The 18,144-nt window shown below is 65.6% G+C and carries 18 protein-coding genes; 11 read left to right on the top strand and 7 right to left on the bottom strand.

The window, feature by feature from the left end:
• Positions 1-228 precede the first annotated feature (228 nt).
• The gene (locus GT355_RS04375; RefSeq protein ID WP_160133496.1) at positions 229-1,512 is read left to right on the top strand and encodes a metallophosphoesterase; all 1,284 of its coding nucleotides are present in this window, start codon (positions 229-231) and stop codon (positions 1,510-1,512) included.
• Between the two features lie 388 nt (positions 1,513-1,900).
• On the opposite strand, the gene GT355_RS18185 is transcribed toward GT355_RS04375, so the two are convergent.
• On the bottom strand, positions 1,901-2,335 hold the full coding sequence (locus GT355_RS18185) for a hypothetical protein (protein WP_240145708.1): 435 nt from the start codon (positions 2,333-2,335) through the stop codon (positions 1,901-1,903).
• A 177-nt stretch (positions 2,336-2,512) separates the two neighbouring features.
• Between GT355_RS18185 and GT355_RS04365 the strand changes: the two genes are divergently transcribed.
• From GT355_RS04365 to GT355_RS04355, 3 genes are all read left to right on the top strand, one after another.
• The gene (locus tag GT355_RS04365; protein WP_160133495.1) at positions 2,513-2,752 is read left to right on the top strand and encodes a hypothetical protein; all 240 of its coding nucleotides are present in this window, start codon (positions 2,513-2,515) and stop codon (positions 2,750-2,752) included.
• 220 nt (positions 2,753-2,972) lie between these two features.
• Complete coding sequence (locus GT355_RS04360) at positions 2,973-3,224, top strand: YdeI/OmpD-associated family protein (RefSeq protein ID WP_160133494.1); 252 nt, start codon at positions 2,973-2,975, stop codon at positions 3,222-3,224.
• A 217-nt stretch (positions 3,225-3,441) separates the two neighbouring features.
• Positions 3,442-4,854 carry a sugar porter family MFS transporter gene (locus tag GT355_RS04355; RefSeq protein WP_160133493.1) on the top strand — a complete coding sequence of 471 codons (1,413 nt, stop codon included), beginning with the start codon at positions 3,442-3,444 and terminating at the stop codon, positions 4,852-4,854.
• Between the two features lie 41 nt (positions 4,855-4,895).
• Here GT355_RS04355 and GT355_RS04350 read toward each other — a convergent pair whose 3' ends face one another.
• The 3 genes from GT355_RS04350 to GT355_RS04340 form a co-directional block, all read right to left on the bottom strand.
• On the bottom strand, positions 4,896-5,225 hold the full coding sequence (locus tag GT355_RS04350) for a 2Fe-2S iron-sulfur cluster-binding protein (protein WP_160133492.1): 330 nt from the start codon (positions 5,223-5,225) through the stop codon (positions 4,896-4,898).
• Positions 5,212-6,606, bottom strand: a complete 1,395-nt coding sequence (locus tag GT355_RS04345; protein ID WP_160133491.1) for a selenium-binding family protein — start codon at positions 6,604-6,606, stop codon at positions 5,212-5,214. Before GT355_RS04345 ends, GT355_RS04350 begins: the two co-directional genes overlap by 14 nt.
• 224 nt (positions 6,607-6,830) lie before the next feature.
• Complete coding sequence (locus tag GT355_RS04340; protein ID WP_160133490.1) at positions 6,831-7,667, bottom strand: NAD-dependent epimerase/dehydratase family protein; 837 nt, start codon at positions 7,665-7,667, stop codon at positions 6,831-6,833.
• 75 nt (positions 7,668-7,742) lie between these two features.
• On the opposite strand from GT355_RS04340, the gene GT355_RS04335 reads away from it, so the two are divergent.
• The 4 genes from GT355_RS04335 (at position 7,743) to GT355_RS04320 (ending at position 12,422) form a co-directional block, all read left to right on the top strand.
• The gene (locus GT355_RS04335) at positions 7,743-9,008 is read left to right on the top strand and encodes a four-carbon acid sugar kinase family protein (protein ID WP_160133489.1); all 1,266 of its coding nucleotides are present in this window, start codon (positions 7,743-7,745) and stop codon (positions 9,006-9,008) included.
• Positions 9,001-10,029, top strand: a complete 1,029-nt coding sequence (pdxA, locus tag GT355_RS04330) for a 4-hydroxythreonine-4-phosphate dehydrogenase PdxA (protein ID WP_160133488.1) — start codon at positions 9,001-9,003, stop codon at positions 10,027-10,029. The genes GT355_RS04335 and pdxA overlap by 8 nt, the downstream gene beginning before the upstream one ends.
• Positions 10,026-11,321: a nickel pincer cofactor-dependent isomerase, group 22 gene (locus GT355_RS04325; RefSeq protein ID WP_160133487.1), complete on the top strand. Its 1,296-nt coding sequence runs from the start codon at positions 10,026-10,028 to the stop codon at positions 11,319-11,321. Before pdxA ends, GT355_RS04325 begins: the two co-directional genes overlap by 4 nt.
• Before the next feature lie 249 nt (positions 11,322-11,570).
• Complete coding sequence (locus GT355_RS04320) at positions 11,571-12,422, top strand: formate/nitrite transporter family protein (protein ID WP_160133486.1); 852 nt, start codon at positions 11,571-11,573, stop codon at positions 12,420-12,422.
• Positions 12,423-12,436: 14 nt separating this feature from the next.
• Here the strand turns inward: GT355_RS04320 and GT355_RS04315 are convergent, their stop codons facing one another.
• Both GT355_RS04315 and GT355_RS04310 read right to left on the bottom strand, forming a co-directional pair.
• Complete coding sequence (locus GT355_RS04315) at positions 12,437-12,946, bottom strand: HPP family protein (protein ID WP_160133485.1); 510 nt, start codon at positions 12,944-12,946, stop codon at positions 12,437-12,439.
• A 19-nt stretch (positions 12,947-12,965) separates the two neighbouring features.
• The gene (locus tag GT355_RS04310) at positions 12,966-13,385 is read right to left on the bottom strand and encodes a universal stress protein (RefSeq protein ID WP_160133484.1); all 420 of its coding nucleotides are present in this window, start codon (positions 13,383-13,385) and stop codon (positions 12,966-12,968) included.
• Positions 13,386-13,924: 539 nt separating this feature from the next.
• On the opposite strand from GT355_RS04310, the gene GT355_RS04305 reads away from it, so the two are divergent.
• Positions 13,925-15,025 carry an MFS transporter gene (locus GT355_RS04305; RefSeq protein ID WP_160133483.1) on the top strand — a complete coding sequence of 367 codons (1,101 nt, stop codon included), beginning with the start codon at positions 13,925-13,927 and terminating at the stop codon, positions 15,023-15,025.
• Between the two features lie 174 nt (positions 15,026-15,199).
• Here GT355_RS04305 and GT355_RS04300 read toward each other — a convergent pair whose 3' ends face one another.
• On the bottom strand, positions 15,200-15,646 hold the full coding sequence (locus tag GT355_RS04300) for a hypothetical protein (RefSeq protein ID WP_240145707.1): 447 nt from the start codon (positions 15,644-15,646) through the stop codon (positions 15,200-15,202).
• Between GT355_RS04300 and GT355_RS04295 the strand changes: the two genes are divergently transcribed.
• Together GT355_RS04295 and GT355_RS04290 are read left to right on the top strand one after the other, a co-directional pair.
• Positions 15,627-16,721 (top strand): glycoside hydrolase family 26 protein, encoded by a 1,095-nt coding sequence (locus GT355_RS04295; RefSeq protein ID WP_240145706.1) that lies wholly within the window; start codon positions 15,627-15,629, stop codon positions 16,719-16,721. The two genes, GT355_RS04300 and GT355_RS04295, sit on opposite strands and share 20 nt — an antisense overlap.
• A 385-nt stretch (positions 16,722-17,106) precedes the next feature.
• Positions 17,107-18,132 carry a formate/nitrite transporter family protein gene (locus tag GT355_RS04290; RefSeq protein ID WP_160133481.1) on the top strand — a complete coding sequence of 342 codons (1,026 nt, stop codon included), beginning with the start codon at positions 17,107-17,109 and terminating at the stop codon, positions 18,130-18,132.
• Positions 18,133-18,144 lie beyond the last annotated feature (12 nt).

Raw genomic sequence — 18,144 nt, 5'->3', positions numbered from 1 at the left:
CGCATAGGTCTTTTCGTCCGGAGGTGTGCCGTGTCACAGTCTCGGGTGACGAACTCCCGCGAACGGCCATGCCCGCTGGTCCCGCCAACGGCGTGCTGCATCGCCACGTCGACGATCTCCTGAAATGAGGGTCTCGTCCCGCGGCGATCCGATTCGTTCCTCGGCGCGAAATCGTCGTCGGAAACGACTTTTACTGGTTGTCCCCTCTCTCGAACGTGAACAGGGAGGATGACCACCGCTTACTACTTCATCAGCGACCTCCACATCGGTGGGGACGAACAGCTCCAGGACGTCGAGTTCGAGGACGAACTCCTCGGCTTCCTCCGGGAACTCGAAACGAGCGACGAGGACGCGGAACTCATCGTCAACGGCGACGCCTTCGGGTTGTGGGAGTTCACCGAACTCGACGGGATGGAGAAGTTCGATGCGCTGCTCGAACGGTATCCGGAGCTCTTCGAGCAGCTCCGGGCAACCGGCGAGCGAATACCGATAACGTTCATCCCGGGAAACCACGACTACGAACTCGCCTGCTACCCGGAGTACGTCGAGCGGCTGGCCGAGTACAACGTCGGCCTTGAACAGAACGTCGCCATCACGCGCGACGTCGGTGACCACGTCGTCTGGATCGAACACGGCCAACAACGCGACCCGAACAATCGGAGCCCCGACTTCGGCAACCCGTACGCCAACCCACCCGGCTACTTCGTGAACCGACACGTCACGAGCAAGGCCGGAAAGCTCTCCGGCCGCGGTAGGTTCAACTGGTTGAAGGACATTCAGTCGCTGACACCGATGGAGGAGATCCCCGACTGGATGGTCTCGAAGTACTTCTATCGGGAGATGAGCCCGTTCCTTCGATACGCGGTCCTCCCGTTCCTCCTGTTGTTCAACCTCAGTCTCCTCTATGCCGCCCTGGTCTTCCTCGATGGGGCGGGACTCTGGTCGGCACCGCTGGACGTCGTGACCACGCTGCTCCGCCAGTTCGGTGTCGTCGGTGAACTCCTCGACGTCGTGTTGGTGGTCAACCTCGTCGTCATCGCGATCCTGGCTCTGGTATCGGTCCCGCTGTTCTTCCTCGTGAGGGACGTCCGGAAGACGCTCGACCGCTTCGGGTTGATACGACTCGACGAACCGAGAACGGCCGGGGACAGCTACATGGAAGACGCACGGGAGGTATTCGAAACCCACCCGGAGGTCGCCGTCTTCGTCTACGGCCACACCCACCGCGCGTCGGTCACCGAGGTCGACGACCGCGCCGTCGTGAACACGGGGACGTGGCTGAAGCGGCTCCACCGTCAGTCCGTCGTACTCGGCGTGCTTCCGTGGGTCTTCTACCCCTCGTTCCGGCTGAACTACGTTCGGATATCAGAGGAGGACGGTGCCGTGGTCGTCGAGTATCGAGTCATCGAAAAAGAGGATCCCGAGGACTTGACGACGCTCGAAACCCTCCTCACGCACGACCCCCGGCCGGACGAATCGATCCCGGAACGAACGGTCGTCGACCCTACGTGACCGTTGGCCGTCGGCCCCGATCCAGCGTCATCGACGGACCCTCCAGCGCTACCACCTGCTCTCACCTACTGAAGCGGCCCGCTTCGCGTTCGGCCCGAGGGGTAGCAGGTGTGAAACCGGGGAGGAAGGGTGAGATCGTCGGGACGTGTTACAGGTGATGCCAGGCAACGGAGTCCCCCGTCGATCCTACATCGTTCTCCACGCCGCTTCGTAATAAGTTTTGTGTGGGTTCCCGTCGGTCGCACGGGGAACGGGCCCGCGGGACTCTATCATCAAGAACCATATAGATTATAACATACAAAAGTGTTATATTGTGGTTATCGTGTTATACGGGTGGGAGGTGTCGAGTGGCATATCGGCCTCCCATCTACCCGACCGCTGCGTCGTCTCACTCCGCGTCGGCGACCCGATGGCGGTAGACGTGAACCAGGTCGTCGGTCGTTGCCTCCCGGTGTTCATCACTGATATCGGCGTCGACGAGCGCCGCTTCCATCTCGTCGGCGGAGATGGAGGTCCCGTGCTCGGTCCCGTCGATTAGACGATCTACCAGCTCGCTCTCCTGCTCGCTCAGGGTAACGTTCGCCGTGTCGATGAGCGGAACGTGGCCGTTCTCCGAGTGGTCAGTGTTCTCGTTCGTCATGGTTCGTACCGTAGGATCCTGTTCGGTACCAATCTTACGGCCGTTCGTCGACTCCAAAAAGGTGGCATTCCACACCGATGGACCAGTGCAGAGCTTCCCAAAAACCCACTCGGGACTCTCGGGAGCGGGAGGCACGTACGTCTGCGTTCTCGACTTCGAGCGCTTCCGGTCGACGCTCAGCATCGAGGAACAAACCTGCCAACGAAAGCGAACCGCTCATAGGCCGACCACACGTATCGAACGACGCGTTTCTGGGCTCGGGCGGTCGGGAATCGGTCTCCCGGCCGCCTTTCAACTCTTCGGAGAACGGCAGGTGCCGGCAGTACCTACTGGTGGGTAGCCGCCCTCCGATCGGATGGCATGGCAACCATTGACGAAAGCGCCGAAGGCAAGACCGTCGTGACCGCCGATGGCACGACCGTCGGAACCGTCGTCGACGCCGACAACGCGACTGCACACGTCGAGCCCGATCCCGGACTCACCGAAGAGATCGCCGCAGAACTCGGCTGGGGTGACGCCGACGAGGAGACCTACCAACTGGACAACGATGCCGTCGAAACCGTCACGGACGACGAGATCCGGCTCGAAGAGTCCAACTGAGCGGGGGCCAGTGACGAGGTGAATTTTTGACGCGCCGACGGATCGGTGCTGCAACCCGGCTGTGCTCCGCGATCGATCCTCGGAGGGTCTCGGGCAGTACACCCACAATCGCCGAATCCCCGCTCGGACGCATCCCGTCGAAGTCGGCTTCTGACGCCCTCTTGCTCGTGTCTCCGTTTGCGACCGGCACGGTTAGGTCGGTTGTGCACGTACCACATGCGTGGCTTCGACAGCGCTCTCCGATGGGGTGGTACACGAGCTTCCGGACGACCTGCGAGCAACGCTCGTTTCCAGCCCGGAGGCTCGGGAGGCCTGGGAGGACATCACACCGCTCGCGCGGAACGAGTTCATCTGCTGGGTGGAGGACGCCAAGAAGCCCGAAACGCGGGACCGTCGGATCAGGCGGACCAGGGAGGAACTCGAAGCTGGGGAACGACGCCCGTGTTGCTGGCCGGGCTGCCGACACCGTTGACGGAGCCGCCGACGCGGCGGATCGTCGGGTCCGGTGGTTCGTCCTGTTCTTTCGAAATAATTAACGCGAACCGACATATATTCGTGACGCCGGTTTCGAGGTGCAGGCACATGGCATGCGTACCACTATCATGTCTCAAGCGACCCGCTATCGGACGGAGAGCGAGCGGTCAGTTCCTTGAGACACGGTCGTCGACCCGTTCGGGACTGGTTCACTAATGGGGGTGCTCGACTCCCTGCTCAACGCGGACCGCGAGCACAGCAACTTCGTCTACGCTATCGCGCTCATCGCGGCGTTGAACGGGTTGTTGTTCGGGTTCGACATCGGGGTGATCTCCGGCGCACTCCTGTACATCGGGCAGACGTTCCCGCTCACACCGTTCCTCGAAGGGGTCGTCACGAGCAGTATGCTCGTCGGAGCGATGATCGGGGCCGCCACCGGTGGGAAGCTCGCCGACCGATACGGTCGTCGTCGGTTGACGCTCGTCGGAGCCGTCGTGTTCTTCGTCGGGTCGTTCGGGATGGCCTTCTCCCCGACGCTCGAATGGCTCATCTTCTGGCGCGTCGTGGAGGGGGTCGCCGTCGGGATCGCGTCGATCGTCGGCCCGCTGCTCATCTCGGAGACGGCCCCGTCGGACATCCGTGGGTCGCTCGGGTTCTTCCAGCAGCTCATGATCACGATCGGGATCCTGGGGTCGTACATCTCGAACTACATCTTCGCCCCCGAGTTCTTCGGGATCATCGGCTGGCGGTGGATGCTCTGGTTCGGCGCGGTGCCGGCGGCGGTCCTCGCGATAGGGACGTACTTCCTGCCCGAGAGCCCCCGATGGCTCATCGAGAACGACCGTGTCGACGAGGCCCGGGACGTCCTCGCTCGGATCCGAACCACGGACGAGATCGAGGGCGAGATAGAGCAGATCCGTGAAGTGAGCGAAACCGAATCGGAGGGGAGCCTCTCGGACCTCCTGGAACCGTGGATCCGTCCGGCACTCGTCGTCGGTATCGGTCTGGCTGTTATCCAGCAGTTCAGCGGGATCAACACGATCCTCTACTTCGCCCCGACGATACTGAGCAGCATCGGGTTCGGCGACATCGCGTCCCTTGTCGGAACGCTCGGTGTCGGGGTCGTCAACGTGGCGCTGACGGGGGTCGCGATACTGCTCGTCGACCGCGTCGGCCGGCGGCCGCTGTTGCTCGTCGGGACCGCCGGAATGGCGGTGATGCTCGGGGTCCTCGGCCTCGGGTTCTTCCTTCCGGGACTGTCCGGCGTGATCGGGTACGTCACCCTCGGGAGCATGCTCCTCTACGTCGCCTTCTTCGCGATCAGCCTCGGTCCGGTGTTCTGGCTCATGATATCGGAGATCTATCCGCTCCGTATCCGCGGGACGGCCGAGGGGACGGCGAGCGTTTTCAACTGGGGCTCGAACTTCGTCGTGGGGTTGACCTTCCTGCCACTTATCGACCTGATCGGGGAGGCGTTCTCGTTCTGGATACTCGGGGTCTTCTCCGTTCTCGCGTTCGTCTTCATCTACACCCGGGTCCCGGAGACGATGGACCGTTCCCTAGAGGAGATCGAAGCGGACCTGCGGGAGAACACGGTCGTCGGTGCCGACACAAAGTCGACCGATTGACACGGTCCCGCGTCCACCGGGTTCCGTGCGGATTCTCCCCTTTACTTCCACGGGTTCGACACCAGCTCGGTCCGGACGTCCGAACCCACTTCGATCCGGCAGTCGGACCGTGGCTCGGCGATACACAGGAGCACGTAGCCCGCCGCCAGATGGCGGTCCTTCAGGGCGCGTGGCGGGCGCGTGTGCTCGATCCACCCGTCGACGACTCGTCCGGTGCAGGTGGCACACGCCCCGGTTCGACAGCCGAAGGGAAGCGCCAAGTCCGCACGTTCGGCCGCGCCCAGAACGGACTCGTCCGCACGGACCCCGATCACCGTTTCGCGGCCCGCCGACCACGACAGGACGGTCTCGTGGACGCTACCGCCAGACATCGCTGGTACAGTCGCCGTCCGGCCAGCGGATCTCGTGGGCACGGGCCGGGCCGGCGGGAAGCTCCCCGAAGTCCACGAGGAACTCCTCGTCGAGCTGCATGGTCCCCCGACGTGGGTCCACGTCGGCCTTCAACATCACCGAGCCGCGTTCGGCCTCCTCGGGGTAGAACTGGTCGTCCCAGCTCGAGAACAGCGAGGTGGTCCAGTAGAGACGCTCCCCGTCGAGACTGAGTTGGAGCATCTGTGGGCCACCGGCGAGTTCGCGGTCCTGGACCGGCGCTGGGTCGCCGAAGTGCCCGCCCGCCCAGATCCGGTCCGCGAGTCGTGGGTTCGACGGGTCCGAGATGTCGTACATTCGAACGTCGCCGTGGAGCCAGTTCGAGAAGAACAGGTAGCGGTCGTCCATCGAGACGAGGAGGTCGGTCACGAGCCCCGGGACCGGCATCTCCCAGCCGTCGTGTTCCCGGGCTTCGACGTCGATGACGCGCTCCGCGCGCCACTCGTCCCCGGCATCGTGGAAGTGGAAGACGTTCGAGGAGAGCGCCGCCCCGACGTACCCGTGAGTGGCTTCGGGACTGTGGAGGAAGCGGACTTCGAGGGGTATCAGTCCCTCCTCACCGAGGTCGATCGTCTGTTCGACGGTCCTGTCCTCCCAGTTCCAGACGTGGATCCGTCGGCCGTAGTCGCCCGCCTCGACGTCGTCGAGATCGAACCCCGGATAGTAGGTCTTGGGCGCGGCCCACTCACTCGAGACCATCACGTCGTGTCGCGGCTGGTACCAGTAGTCGTAGTTCATCTCGATCTCGCCGGGTGGCTCCCACCGCCCCTCGACCTCGAAGTCCTCGTCGAGCGCGAGGAACCCGCCGGGGAGGTCGCCGTCCCGGTCGCCGAGCATCGAGATGAGGACGTTCCCGTCCGGGATACAGTGGACGGTGTGTGGCGCTGAGAGGTCGTGTTCGAACACTTCCTCGGGCTCGATGACCTTCGTGAGTTCGGGGTTCCGTCGGTCCTTCGTGTCCACGATGTGGATCCGCGAGGAACGCTGGCCGGGGATCACGAGATGGCGGCGTTCGAGCCCCTCCACGTGACAGGACGACGAACAGGCGTTCCAGCCGAAGTGGTGGAGTTCGTCGCCGCGATTCGGCATCTCGACGCGGTCGATGACCTCGGTGTAGCTCTCCGAATCGGGGTCGACGTCCACCACGCCGAGGAAGTCCGGCGCGTCGACGTCCGTGCCGACGTAGAGACCCATCACGTAGGCGACCTTTTCGGGGGTGGACTCCTCGATAGCGGCTTGCGGGGTCGTGTAGCCCGGCCCCTCCGAGCCACCCGGCTGTGCCTCATCGGTCGACGTCTCGTTCGGTTTTCGTGCGTCACTCATGCGCATACTCTGTCGGCGGACGTCGATATCAGGTGGCCGAAAGCGGCAACATAATCCTCTTAAGAAAGAGCAGGCGCGAAATTCCGTCCGCTACAAGGCGGATGCCGACGGTCGCACTCACGAGGACTCGAAATCGAAGGCGAGCGTGGAGTAACCGGTCCTGACGGATGACTCCCCTCAGGTCAGAGCCCGGGATCACCCTCGAAACTTCCGAGGGAGCGGAGCTATTCGGGCGGGGAGCTCCACTCCTCGCCGTTGTCCTGTGGTTCGTAGCCGATCGTCTCACGAGCGTGTTCGAGGTCGTCGAGCCACCGGCGGTCGTTCGCACTCACGCCGTAGAAGTGGTCCCACTCGACCGTGTCGTCCCGGAGGCAGCACTCGACGAGGTGCGCGAGGTCACGCCGGGAGTGCCACAGCCCTTTCATCCGGGCGACCTGCTCGTCGTACTCGTCGCTTCCCCGTTCGATGGTGCCATCGTCGACGCCGCGCTCGGCATCGCCGTACGGGTGGTCGTAGTCGGGTTCCCGACACGCCCCGATACGGAGCCCGTAGAAGCGGACGTCGTGGGCCTCCGCGGCGAGGCGACCGAGGTCCTCCCCGTACGACTTCGTGAGACCGTAGGCCGAATCCGGTCGGTGTGGCTCGGTTTCGTCGGCCGTTACCCCGGAGTCCGAGGTGTAGACCCCAGGTGCGTTCCGCACCTCGACCATTCCGACCGCGTGGTTCGACGAGGCGAAGACGATGCTATCGAGGTCGGCCTCGACGGCTGCCTCGTAGACGTTGTTGATCCCGCGGAGGTTCGCCGCGAGGGGAGCGGACCACCCGACGTCGCGAGCGCTGGCTCCGCCGGTCCCCGGGACCAGGGCGAGGTGTACCACCGCGTCGTGACCCTCGAACGCGGGCCGGATCGCCTCGTAGTCGGTCACGTCGGCGACGACCGTCTCGCGGTCGGGGAGCGGATCCGTGTCGAGACACGTGAACGAGTAGGCCGAATCGTCGCCCAGGTGGTCGAGGATCGCGCCGCCGACGACACCGCCCGCGCCCGTGAGGAGGACGTCCATACTACGCGAACCCCGGCCCGTGCCATGAACCTTCGCTCCCTCCGGATACATTAGTGTCCGTCACGAAACGAGGCTATGCCACGCGTCACGGTCGTCGCCGACGACCTCACCGGGGCGACCGACACCGGTCACAGCTTCGCGGTCCGCGGTGCGGCGACCCGTGTGGCGGTCCGACCCCTGGAGGGAGCCGTCGTCGACCCGAACGTCCGCGTGGTCAACACCGACTCGCGGTACGTCGACCCCCGGACCGCCGCCGACCGAGTCACGAGAGCGGTCGATGGCTTCGATGGACTGGTCTACGGCAAGGTCGATTCGACGCTCCGCGGGAACGTCGTCGTGGAGGCGGAGGCCACCATGGACGCGACGAACGCACGGTTCGGGATCGTCGCCCCCGCAGCGCCCGGGCTCGGGCGCGTCACGGCCGGCGGCTACCATCTCGTCGACGGCCGCCTCCTCACCGACACCGAGTACGCGGACGATGCCAACGACCCGACGACGGCACACCTGCCCACCCTCTTTTCCGAGTCGACGTATCCGGTGGCCCACCTCGACATCGGGACGGTCGCGAGCGGGAGGGAGGCCGTCGTCGAGGCGATCGCGGACGTTGCACCCGAGCGAGCGTTCCTGGTCTGTGATGTCACCCACCCGTGCCACCTCGCGACCGTCGCCCGCGCGGGCGCGTCGTTCGACGACCGCGTCGTCTACGTCGGGAGCACGGGACTCGCGGCGGAGATCCCGATTCCGGGTGACACCGACGAACCGACAGTCGAACCTCCGGTGCTCGACGCGACGACCAGCGGCGGTGCACTCGGGATCGTCGGCAGCGTCAGCGACACGACCCTCCAGCAGTTGGCCGCGCTGCCCGACGATCGAGTGCTCTCGTTCGGTCCCGAGTCGCTGCTCGCCGATCCCGAACGGGCGGGTCTACGGATGGGCAACCGGACCGTGAAGCGTCTCACGAACGGGGAGTCGACGGTCGTCACCGCTGCACCGGACCGGCCGGCGGTCGAACGGACGCTCGCGGTCGGTAACGAATTGGGCCTCGCCGAATCCGAGATCCGCGAGCGGGTCACACGCGCGCTCGCCGAGAGCGCCCGTCGAGCCGTCGAGGACGCGAGCGGGCTGTTCGTCACCGGCGGGGACGTGGCGATGGCGGTTCTCGACACACTGGATGCCACGGAACTCGTCCTGTCGGGCGAGGCGGTCGAGACCGGGATCCCGCACAGCCGGATCGCGGGCGGTCCCGCCGACGGGCTTCCAGTGGTCACGAAGGCCGGCGGGTTCGGCTCCCCGTCAACAGTGATTAACTGTCTGGACGCCCTCCGTAGCGACGATGACTGACCGACCCACGGTCGGGATCACGATGGGTGACCCGGCCGGAATCGGCCCGGAGATACTCGTCAACGGATACCGCGCGCTGCGGGAGGTGGCGGACCCAATCGTGATCGGCGACGCGGGCGTGCTCGAAGCGGCGTGTCGCGTCTGTGCGTCGGACCTCGACGTCGAGCGCGTCGATACGCCGACGGATGCTACGTTCACCGCCGACCGAATCCCCGTCGTCGACCTCGACAACGTCGACGAGATCGACCGGGGAACGATCCGGGAGTCCTACGGACGGGCCAGTCTCGCGTACGTTGAGCACGCGATCGAACTCGCGCTGGACGGCTCGATCGACGCGATGACGACGGCCCCGATCAACAAACAGGCGACCGCGCTCGCGGGGAGCGAGCACGCCGGCCACACCGGGCTGCTCGCCGAAGCGACCGGGACGGAGAACTACTCGATGATGCTGATCGAAGCGGACCTCCGGGTGAGCCACGTCAGTACCCACGTTCCGCTCTCCGAGGCCTGCGACCTCGTCACCGAGGCGGCGGTGCTGGAGACGATCCGGGTGACCGACGACGCACTCGCGGACCTCGGCGTCGACGATCCAACGGTCGCAGTGGCGGGGCTCAACCCCCACGCCAGCGACGGTGGGTTGCTTGGAGACACCGAGAAAGCCGAGATCGAACCCGCCGTCTCGCGGGCTCGCGAGGAGGGTATCGACGTGTTCGGACCGGAGTCGCCGGATACAGTCTACGTCCGGGCCGCCCGCGGCGACGCCGACTGTGTCGTCTCGATGTACCACGACCAGGGGCACATCCCGATCAAGATGCTCGGCTTCCAGGGGGATGGCGCGGTGAGCGGCGTCAACGTCACCATCGGCCTCCCAATCGTGCGCACCAGCGTCGACCACGGTACCGCGTTCGACATCGCTGGCGAGGGGGTCGCGAGCGAGGCGAGCCTGGTCGATGCGGTGGAGGTGGCCGCCGAGATGGCCAGTAGTCAGGACCGCGCAGAACGTCGGGGTGAACCCGCGTGAACCTCGACTTTCCCGACGCCGAAACGCTGCGGGCGGCCAACGACGTGACGCGCGAGGACCTCCCCCGCTTCGCCCGTGTGCAGCGCGACCGCGACCTCGACTCGATCGACGACGTCGAAGCCGCGGGTCGCGAGGCGGTCGAAGACCTCGCCCTCGATTCGTTGTGTTCGGGTGCCGAGGTGGCGGTCACGGCGGGGAGCCGTGGGGTTCACGACATGCCCGCCCTGCTCTCGGGGGTCGTCGACGGGCTCGGTCGTCGAGGATTCGAACCGTTCGTGATGCCGGCGATGGGGTCACACGGTGGCGCGACCGCCGACGGCCAGCGCGAGACGCTCGAAACGCTCGGGGTCACCGAGGACCGCCTCGGCTGTCCGATCCGCTCGTCGATGGCCGTCTCCGCGATCGGCGAGGACTCGCTCGGCCGCCCGGTCTACGTCGCCGACGACGCGCTGGCCGCCGACGGCGTCGTGCTCGCGAACCGCGTCAAACCCCACACCGACTTCCACGGCCCCGTCGAGAGCGGCCTCTGTAAGATGGCCGTGATCGGGCTCGGGAAGCGTCGCGGTGCGGAGTCGCTCCACAACGCGGGGCTCGCCGCGGACTTCAGCGAGGTCATCGAGGAGCGCGCCCGGATGATCGTCGACGAGTGCGTCGTCGGCGGGGTCGCGCTGGTCGAGAACGCCGCCGACCGGGCGACGGTCGTCGAGGGCGTGCCGCCGGACCGGATCCCCGACCGGGAGCCCGAACTGCTCGACCGGGCTCGCGCGGAACTCCCGATGCTGCCCGTCGACGACCTCGACCTGTTGGTCCTCGACGAGATCGGGAAGGACGTCTCGGGAACCGGGATGGACACCAACGTGGTCGGTCGGGTGCGCTTTCACGGCGAGAGCGAACCCGACTCGCCGAACATCACCCGGATCTACGTTCGCTCGATCACGCCGGCGTCACACGGCAACGGGCTCGGGATCGGGCTCGCCGACTTCGCCCACCGGGACGCCGTCGCCGCGCTCGACCTCGACGACCTGTACACCAACATCGCGACCAGCGGTGAACCCTCTCGGGCGCGACTCCCGTTCGTGGTACCGGACGACCTGACGGCCCTGACCCTCGCCTGTTCGACCACGGGGGTCGCCGACCCGACGGACCTCCAGGTGGCTCGGATCGAGAACACCATGGAACCGGACACGCTGGTCGTCTCGGAACCGCTCGCGAACGAACTCGCCGAGCGGGAACGGCTGTCCGTCGGCCCGCTCGAACCGGTCACCTTCGAGGCCGGGACGTTCACCGAGTGACGTGCTCAAGGGTAGGTCACCGCTCGCTCTGTCGGGACCGTTCTCCGTGGTGAGCGACGGACGTCGGTCGAATAACCGTTCGTCCTTCGAGAACCCCCGGGTACGGGTCGCCGTCGTAGGCTGGCCACTCGCCGAACTACTCCAGGAACAACTGTTCGGCGATCGTTTCGAGCTGGGTCGGTCCCAGCAAGCCCAACCGACTTACCATCGGGACTGGTATCGTCGTCGAACCGTGTTGGTGTCCCTCGAATGAGTACTGAGACGGGGAGCGACGAGCCCTCCGGTGGGTCCCTCTCCTACCAGAACATCCTCGAACGGGAGATGGAGGAAGCGCTTCAGGAGATCGCTCGCCCGACGGCGGGAGTCTTCCTGTCCGGGCTCGCGGCGGGGTTGAACCTGAGCTTCGGTGCGCTGTTCATGGGGATGGCGTTGACGTTTTCCGGCGGGTTCGAATCCGAGTTGGTCCAGCAGGTCGCGCTGGGAAGCCTCTCCTCGATAGCGTTCCTGTTCGTGGTTCTCGGGCAAACGGAGTTGTTCACCGCCCACTCCACGATGGCTGTGCTCCCGGTTCTCGACCGCCGGGCTTCGCTCGGCGACCTCGGCGGACTCTGGGGTGCAACGTACGTTTCGAACCTGCTTGGATGCGTGCTATTCGCTGCTCTCATCGCCGTTCTCGGGCCGTCGATGGGGATCGTTTCGCCGTCGGCGTTCGGAACGCTCGCGGATGCATTAGTCCCTCTCCCGTGGTGGACGATCCTCCTGAGCGGCGTCGTGGCCGGTTGGCTCATGGGGATGACCACGTGGCTCGTCGCGGCCAGCCGTGATACGGTCGGACGGATCGTGTTCACGTTGGTCGTCACCGGGGCGATCGGCTTCGGCCCGTTCCATCACGCCATCCTCGGGACGACCGAGGTGGTCTCCGCGATGTTCCTGGGCCAGGGCGTGACCATCGGGGACTTCGTGCACTTCCTCCTCTGGACGACGGTCGGGAACGTCATCGGGGGAGCGGTCTTCGTCGGGTTGCTCAACTACGGCCACATCGAACTCGCCGGCGAACGACAGGACGTGGACTTCGAGGCCGAGACGACCGGCGACTCCTGACGGTTCGTTCCGGCCTACGAGAGGCTCGTGTTCGTGACGTCGCCGAGGAACTCGTCGATACGAAGCAGGAGCAACTGAACGGCGACGATGACGACGACGGCAACGATGATAACCACCCCGTCGGAGACGGTCGGGAGCAACCCGAGTGCGACGATGAGCGTCGTCGCGCAGGCTGGCGGGTGGCGGATCCCGAAGTGGAGCATACCGGTCACGGTCAGTACGATGGCGACGACGCTGCTCACGGCCAATCGAAGTCCGACGAGCGAAAACGGGGGGATGTGGCCCGTCACGACGATTCCCGGTGCGAACAGATGGTACGCGAGAAAGCCAGCGACCGCCCCGAGGACGTGGCTTCCGATCACTCGCTTCGGGTTGCTCGCCTCGCTCTCGGGGAACATCGCGAGGACGAACGCCGACGGGCCCAAACTCGGGAACAACGTCGGCAGCCCACTCGCCCACGTGAGCGTCCCCAGGACCGCGATCAGGAGTCCCGTGTGAAGGCTCGTCGCTATCCGGTCGTTCATCGCTCCGGCCAACGGGGACTCACGGGACGACGGTGACCGGCACCGAAGCGTTCTCCACCACGGTTCCGGCGACGCTTCCGAGGAGGACGCGGGAGACGCCGGACCGCCCGCGACTCCCCATCACGATCGCATCGAAGGAGTGGTCCTCCGAGTGGTCGACGATCGCCGCAGCGGGGCGACCCTCTATGAGGGTCGTGGTGAGGTCCCGCCCGGATTCGTTCGCTAGGTCGGTCGCTGCCGTGAACAACTCCGCTGCTTGGTCCTCCGGAGTCCCTCGTTCGTTTTCGTCGCCGGACGAACGTTCTCCATAGCCTGCTCCAGCCGGGTCGACGACGTTTATCACCGTGACGTCCGCCTCCGGATACAATTCGAGTGCGTACTCGAGCCCCGGCCATGCGTGATTCGAGTCCGTGAGCGGGACGAGTACCCGTTCCGTCATAGATACGAGTACACAGTTCTCAGGAATTCCCCTCGTCGATCTCGGCCCCACAGTCGGGGCACTCCGTCTCCGCGATGGACACCCGGAGGTCACAGCGGGGACAGATGGCCAGGTAACACGCACGCTCACCCATAGCCTCGCTTGGCGCTCGTCGCATAAAAGGTCTCGACGACAAGCGGGTATTCGCGTGTCGTACCGCTCTCGCGTCGTCCAGCTATCGACCGGTCGGCAGCCGGAATTTGGGAGGGTATTGGTCATCCTTCGTCAGCAGTCACGTGACGTCTGGTCCCACACGCTCGGCCATATCCGCGATCAACCACGGTGCTACACCCTTCGAAGTTTTTCGTTCCGTCTCAGTAACCGGATTTTCGTGCTGGCACTGCAAGCGTTATTGACCCGACCGGGGTAGAGGCGAACAACTGGGGTCCTTGAACACGCTGATCTCTCTTCGACGGGAACTAGGAACACTGTGGGCTGGCGGAAAGGGGAAGCAGCTAGTCGCGATAGCGCTCGGCTGGGGCCTCCTGAACGGGACGCGGATGATCTATCCGGTGTTGTTGCCGTCGCTGAGCGAGCGCTTCGACCTCACGCTCACCACCGCTGGCCTGTTGGTTACCCTCATCTGGATCACCTATGCGATCGGGCAAGTCCCGGGCGGTGTGCTGGCCGACCGGTACGGTGAGCGGACGATCCTGGCGACGGGATTGGTGATCGTCGCCGGTGCGGTGTCGTTGGTCGTTCTCGCCCCGACGACGTGGAGCCTGTTCGCGGCAACCGGACTGGTGGGTGTCGGGCTCTCCCTGTATCCGGTCGCACGGATCACCGCTCTCTCGGACCTCTATCCCGACCGGATCGGTCGTGTGTTGGGGATAACGATGGCGGCGGGCGACACCGGCCAGACGGTCCTTCCGTTGGTCGCCGGCGTTCTCGTCGGCCTCGCGTGGCAGGTCGGCCTCGGCTTCGTCGTGCCCCTCCTCGTGGTGGTCGCGGTCGCCGTCTGGCGAGCGCTCCCACCGGCCGCCCCGTCCGAGACGGCGGACACGGAGCTGACCCTCCAGCGGGCCACGGACGTGCTCGGGGAGCTCTACCACCCAACGTTGGTGATAATGGTCGTCATCCTGACCCTGTACATCGGGGTTCTGCAGACGTTCTCAGCGTTCTATCCAACGTATCTGATCGACGAGAAGGGGTTCTCCGCGACGACGGCGAGCGCGTTGTTCAGCCTGTTCTTCGCCTTCGGCATCGTCGCGAAACCGCTCGCCGGGGTCGCGTACGACGCGATCGGGATCCGGCGGTCGCTCCCGGTCATCCTCGGCGGGGCGGTCGTCGGTTTCGCCCTCCTCCCCTTCCTCGATCGGTTCTGGTTGCTCGCCGCGGATACGGTCCTCATCAGCTCGATGCTGGGGTCAGGTGCGATCACCCAGTCGTACCTCTCCGAGACGATCCCACCGGAGATAGAGGGCACCGGATTGGGGGCCGTCAGGTCGAGCGCCTCGTTGCTCGCGTCGATGGGACCGGTGCTCTTCGGTGCGGTAGCCGAGCGGGGGTTCTTCGACGAGGGGTATCTTTCACTGGCACTGCTCATGGCCGTCGTTACGGTGCTCACGTTTCGACTTCCCGCCGAAGCCGACCAGCCGTGAGAGCATTGACTACCGAGGTCGGCGGGGTCACACCGTCCAACAGCCACTCTCCTCGAACCGGGATGGGTTTCGAGCTCGTCAGGGATCTGATCTAGGCCACACGGACGCTTCGGTCGGCGATCGATACGTTCGATCGACCAAGCCGAACACTTAATGGAACCTGCTGGCTGACTTTTATACGATGACCGAGCCCGGGCCGGATAGCCGAGGGGCAGCAGTTTCGCGTCGAGGACTTCTGAAGGGTATCGGTGTGGGAACGCTCGTGATGAGTGCTGGCTGTTCGTCGGACGACGATGGGGCCCCGACGACCGAGACGCGGCCGGAGGCGACCACCGTAACCGAGGTCACGACCGACCCGCGCCAGCAGTCCATCATCACCACCGACGCCGTCGGACCGACTCCCATTCCGGGGACGGCCGACACACCGTCGAACCGGTCCTCCACCAACGGCGCGACGGTCCGAAACTGGACCCGCCGAACGAGCGGTCCGTGCTCCCAGTCGACGGCTGAGACGTCCTCGCCGACGGGGACCCTCCCCGGATCGTCGACGTGCTCCACTGGGACCGGGGTCCGCTCCCCGACGACAGCCGCTTCCGCCTCGATGACCGGATCGACGACCACCCCGGAGTCGACGTCCACACCGACGACGACATCGACGGCGGACGCGGCCTCTGCGCCCTCCGATCCGCTCCTCACAGGGGCCTACATCGGTGGCTCCGGGTCGTACGCCAGCAATCTCGAACTGTTCGAGAGCTGGCTCGGCCATCCGCCCGCACTCACGATGGAGTTCGTCGAGGGGTTGCGATCGAGGGACGTCGTGAGCCGATTCCTCGCCAATCGGATGACACCCATCTGGGAGGCCGGCTCCGTCCCCGTCGTCACATGGCTTCCATCGACCGGCACGACCACCGAGACCGCCGACGACATCGCGCGCGAGGTCGCCGACGGGGACCACGACGCGCTCATAGAGCGGTGGGCGACACGACTCAGGGACTGGACCATCGACGATGGCACTCAGCGGCGCTTCTACTTCCGGCCCGGCCACGAGATGAACGGCAACTGGTTCCCGTGGAGCGCCGACTCGTCGTCGACGACGAACGACTACATCGAGATGTGGAGACGGATCCACACGATCTTCACGGAAAGCGGGCTGGACGAGACGACGACCCAGTGGATGTGGTCACCGAACGCCGACGAGATCGGCGGTGTGCGGGCCGAAGCCTACTACCCGGGCGACGACTACGTCGACTGGGTCGGTCTCGACGGGTTCAACTTCGGGGATTCCCAGTCGTACTCGGAGTGGCGGACGCCCGAGGAGATATTCGGGTCCATGCTCGAACGGATGCGGGAATTGACCGCGAAACCGGTCGCGCTCCCCGAGGTCGCCTCGTCGTCGTTCCGGGGTGACGACTACACCCCGTCGGCGAAGGCACGGTGGGTGCGGCGGTTGTTCTCGTTCGCCGACGACAACGACGTCCGGATGGTGAACTGGTTCAACACCGAGAAGTCCGGGGTGGACGAGTCCGACTGGGCGGTCTTCGGTGGCGAGCGGGGGACGGATACCCACGAGATCGACGGTGAGTCCTACGCCACCTACAACGCGTATCGGGCGACGGTGAACTCGCCGTCGGTCATCCGTGGCGACGCCGACACGGCCGCTCGCCTGACGGACCGCGAGTTCAGCGGCGACCTGTGAGGGACTTCCCCCCGGCATGAGCATGTTCGGCGGCGGTGCGAGAGGTGAGGAGCGATGAACACGACCGCGGAGTGAGGTCGGCCCCGTCTATCGCCGTTGCAACACCTCTTCGTTCGGTGTCAGGTTCTCGGAGGCCTCCTATCCGGGCCGCTGAGGGATACCGGGATCCGATGGCCTCGCTGCGTCCGTCGTCCCCGCTCGTCGAGCGGGGTTCCTCGCGACACGAAGATTCCGGGCCGAGAGCGGAACGAATATACTTGGGTGTGGTGCCTGCATGTGCCGTGTCCGGCGAGACCCGGATCGCCCGCAAACCCAACGCTTAGATGCGCTGATCACGAGATCCGCACACGATGTTCTGGACACGGACCGGTAGGGAAGAAGGCGAATGAGCGACCGCGAGCGCCCGCCCAACACGACCGACGACTCCGAACCGGCACTCGACGACGAGGATCAGAACGAGGAGGAGAGCGCCACGGAAGACGCGCTCCGGAGCACGATCGACAAGTCGGAGCAGGGGGCACCGGCCGCGGGGTCGGCGGTTCGTGACCGGTTCTCCGCCGACGAGATCTTCCAACGGATCCTCGCGACCGCCGACGAGGAGTTCAACCGAAGCTTTCGGTTGCTCTTCCTGAGCGGCCTCGCGGCGGGGTTCGCGATGAGCCTCTCGTTCATCGGCGTCGCCGCGCTCTCGGGGCTGATCCCCGGCGAGAACGGGGCCTCCTCGGCCGCGGGCTACCTGCTCTACCCGGTCGGGTTCATGTTCGTGGTGCTCGGGAGCTATCAGCTGTTCACCGAGAACACGCTGACGCCGGTGACGCTGGTGATGACACGGGTCGCGTCGATCCCAGCCATGCTCCGCGTGTGGGCCGTCGTCTTCGCGGCGAACATCCTCGGGGTGGCGGCGAGCGCGTACGTCCTCGCCAACACCCACGTCCTCGAACCGGAAGCCGCCACCATGGCCAGCCGGATCGGTCACCACTTCTTCGAGCTCTCGTGGGGAGCCATCTTCTGGAAAGGGGTCTTCGCTGGCGTGCTCATCGCCGGCATGGTCTGGCTGATCCACGCCGCGCGTGACACCGCCGCCCGGGTGCTGGTCATCTTCGCGCTCACGTACGCCGTGGGAGCCGCCGAGCTCGCCCACTGCATCGTCGGCGCGGGCGAGACACTCTACGTGGTCTTCTCCGGCGAGGAGTCCCTCCTCGCCTTCTTCACCGAGTTCCTCGTGCCGGCGACGCTCGGCAACACCGTCGGCGGGGTGGTGCTGGTCGCGCTGTTGAACTACAGCCACACCCACGAGAGCCGGGCGTACAACCGGACCGACCTCGACTGGAACGACTGGCTCTTCGGGAACTACATCGGGAAACCGACGACCGCCACCTCGGCCGAGGGCGACGGTTCGACCTCCGACTGATCGGTCTCCGAT

Origin of the sequence: Halococcus salsus (assembly GCF_009900715.1) — an archaeon.
GTDB classification, from domain to species: Archaea; Halobacteriota; Halobacteria; order Halobacteriales; family Halococcaceae; genus Halococcus; species Halococcus salsus.
This window is presented reverse-complemented; position numbering and strand designations above follow the sequence as displayed.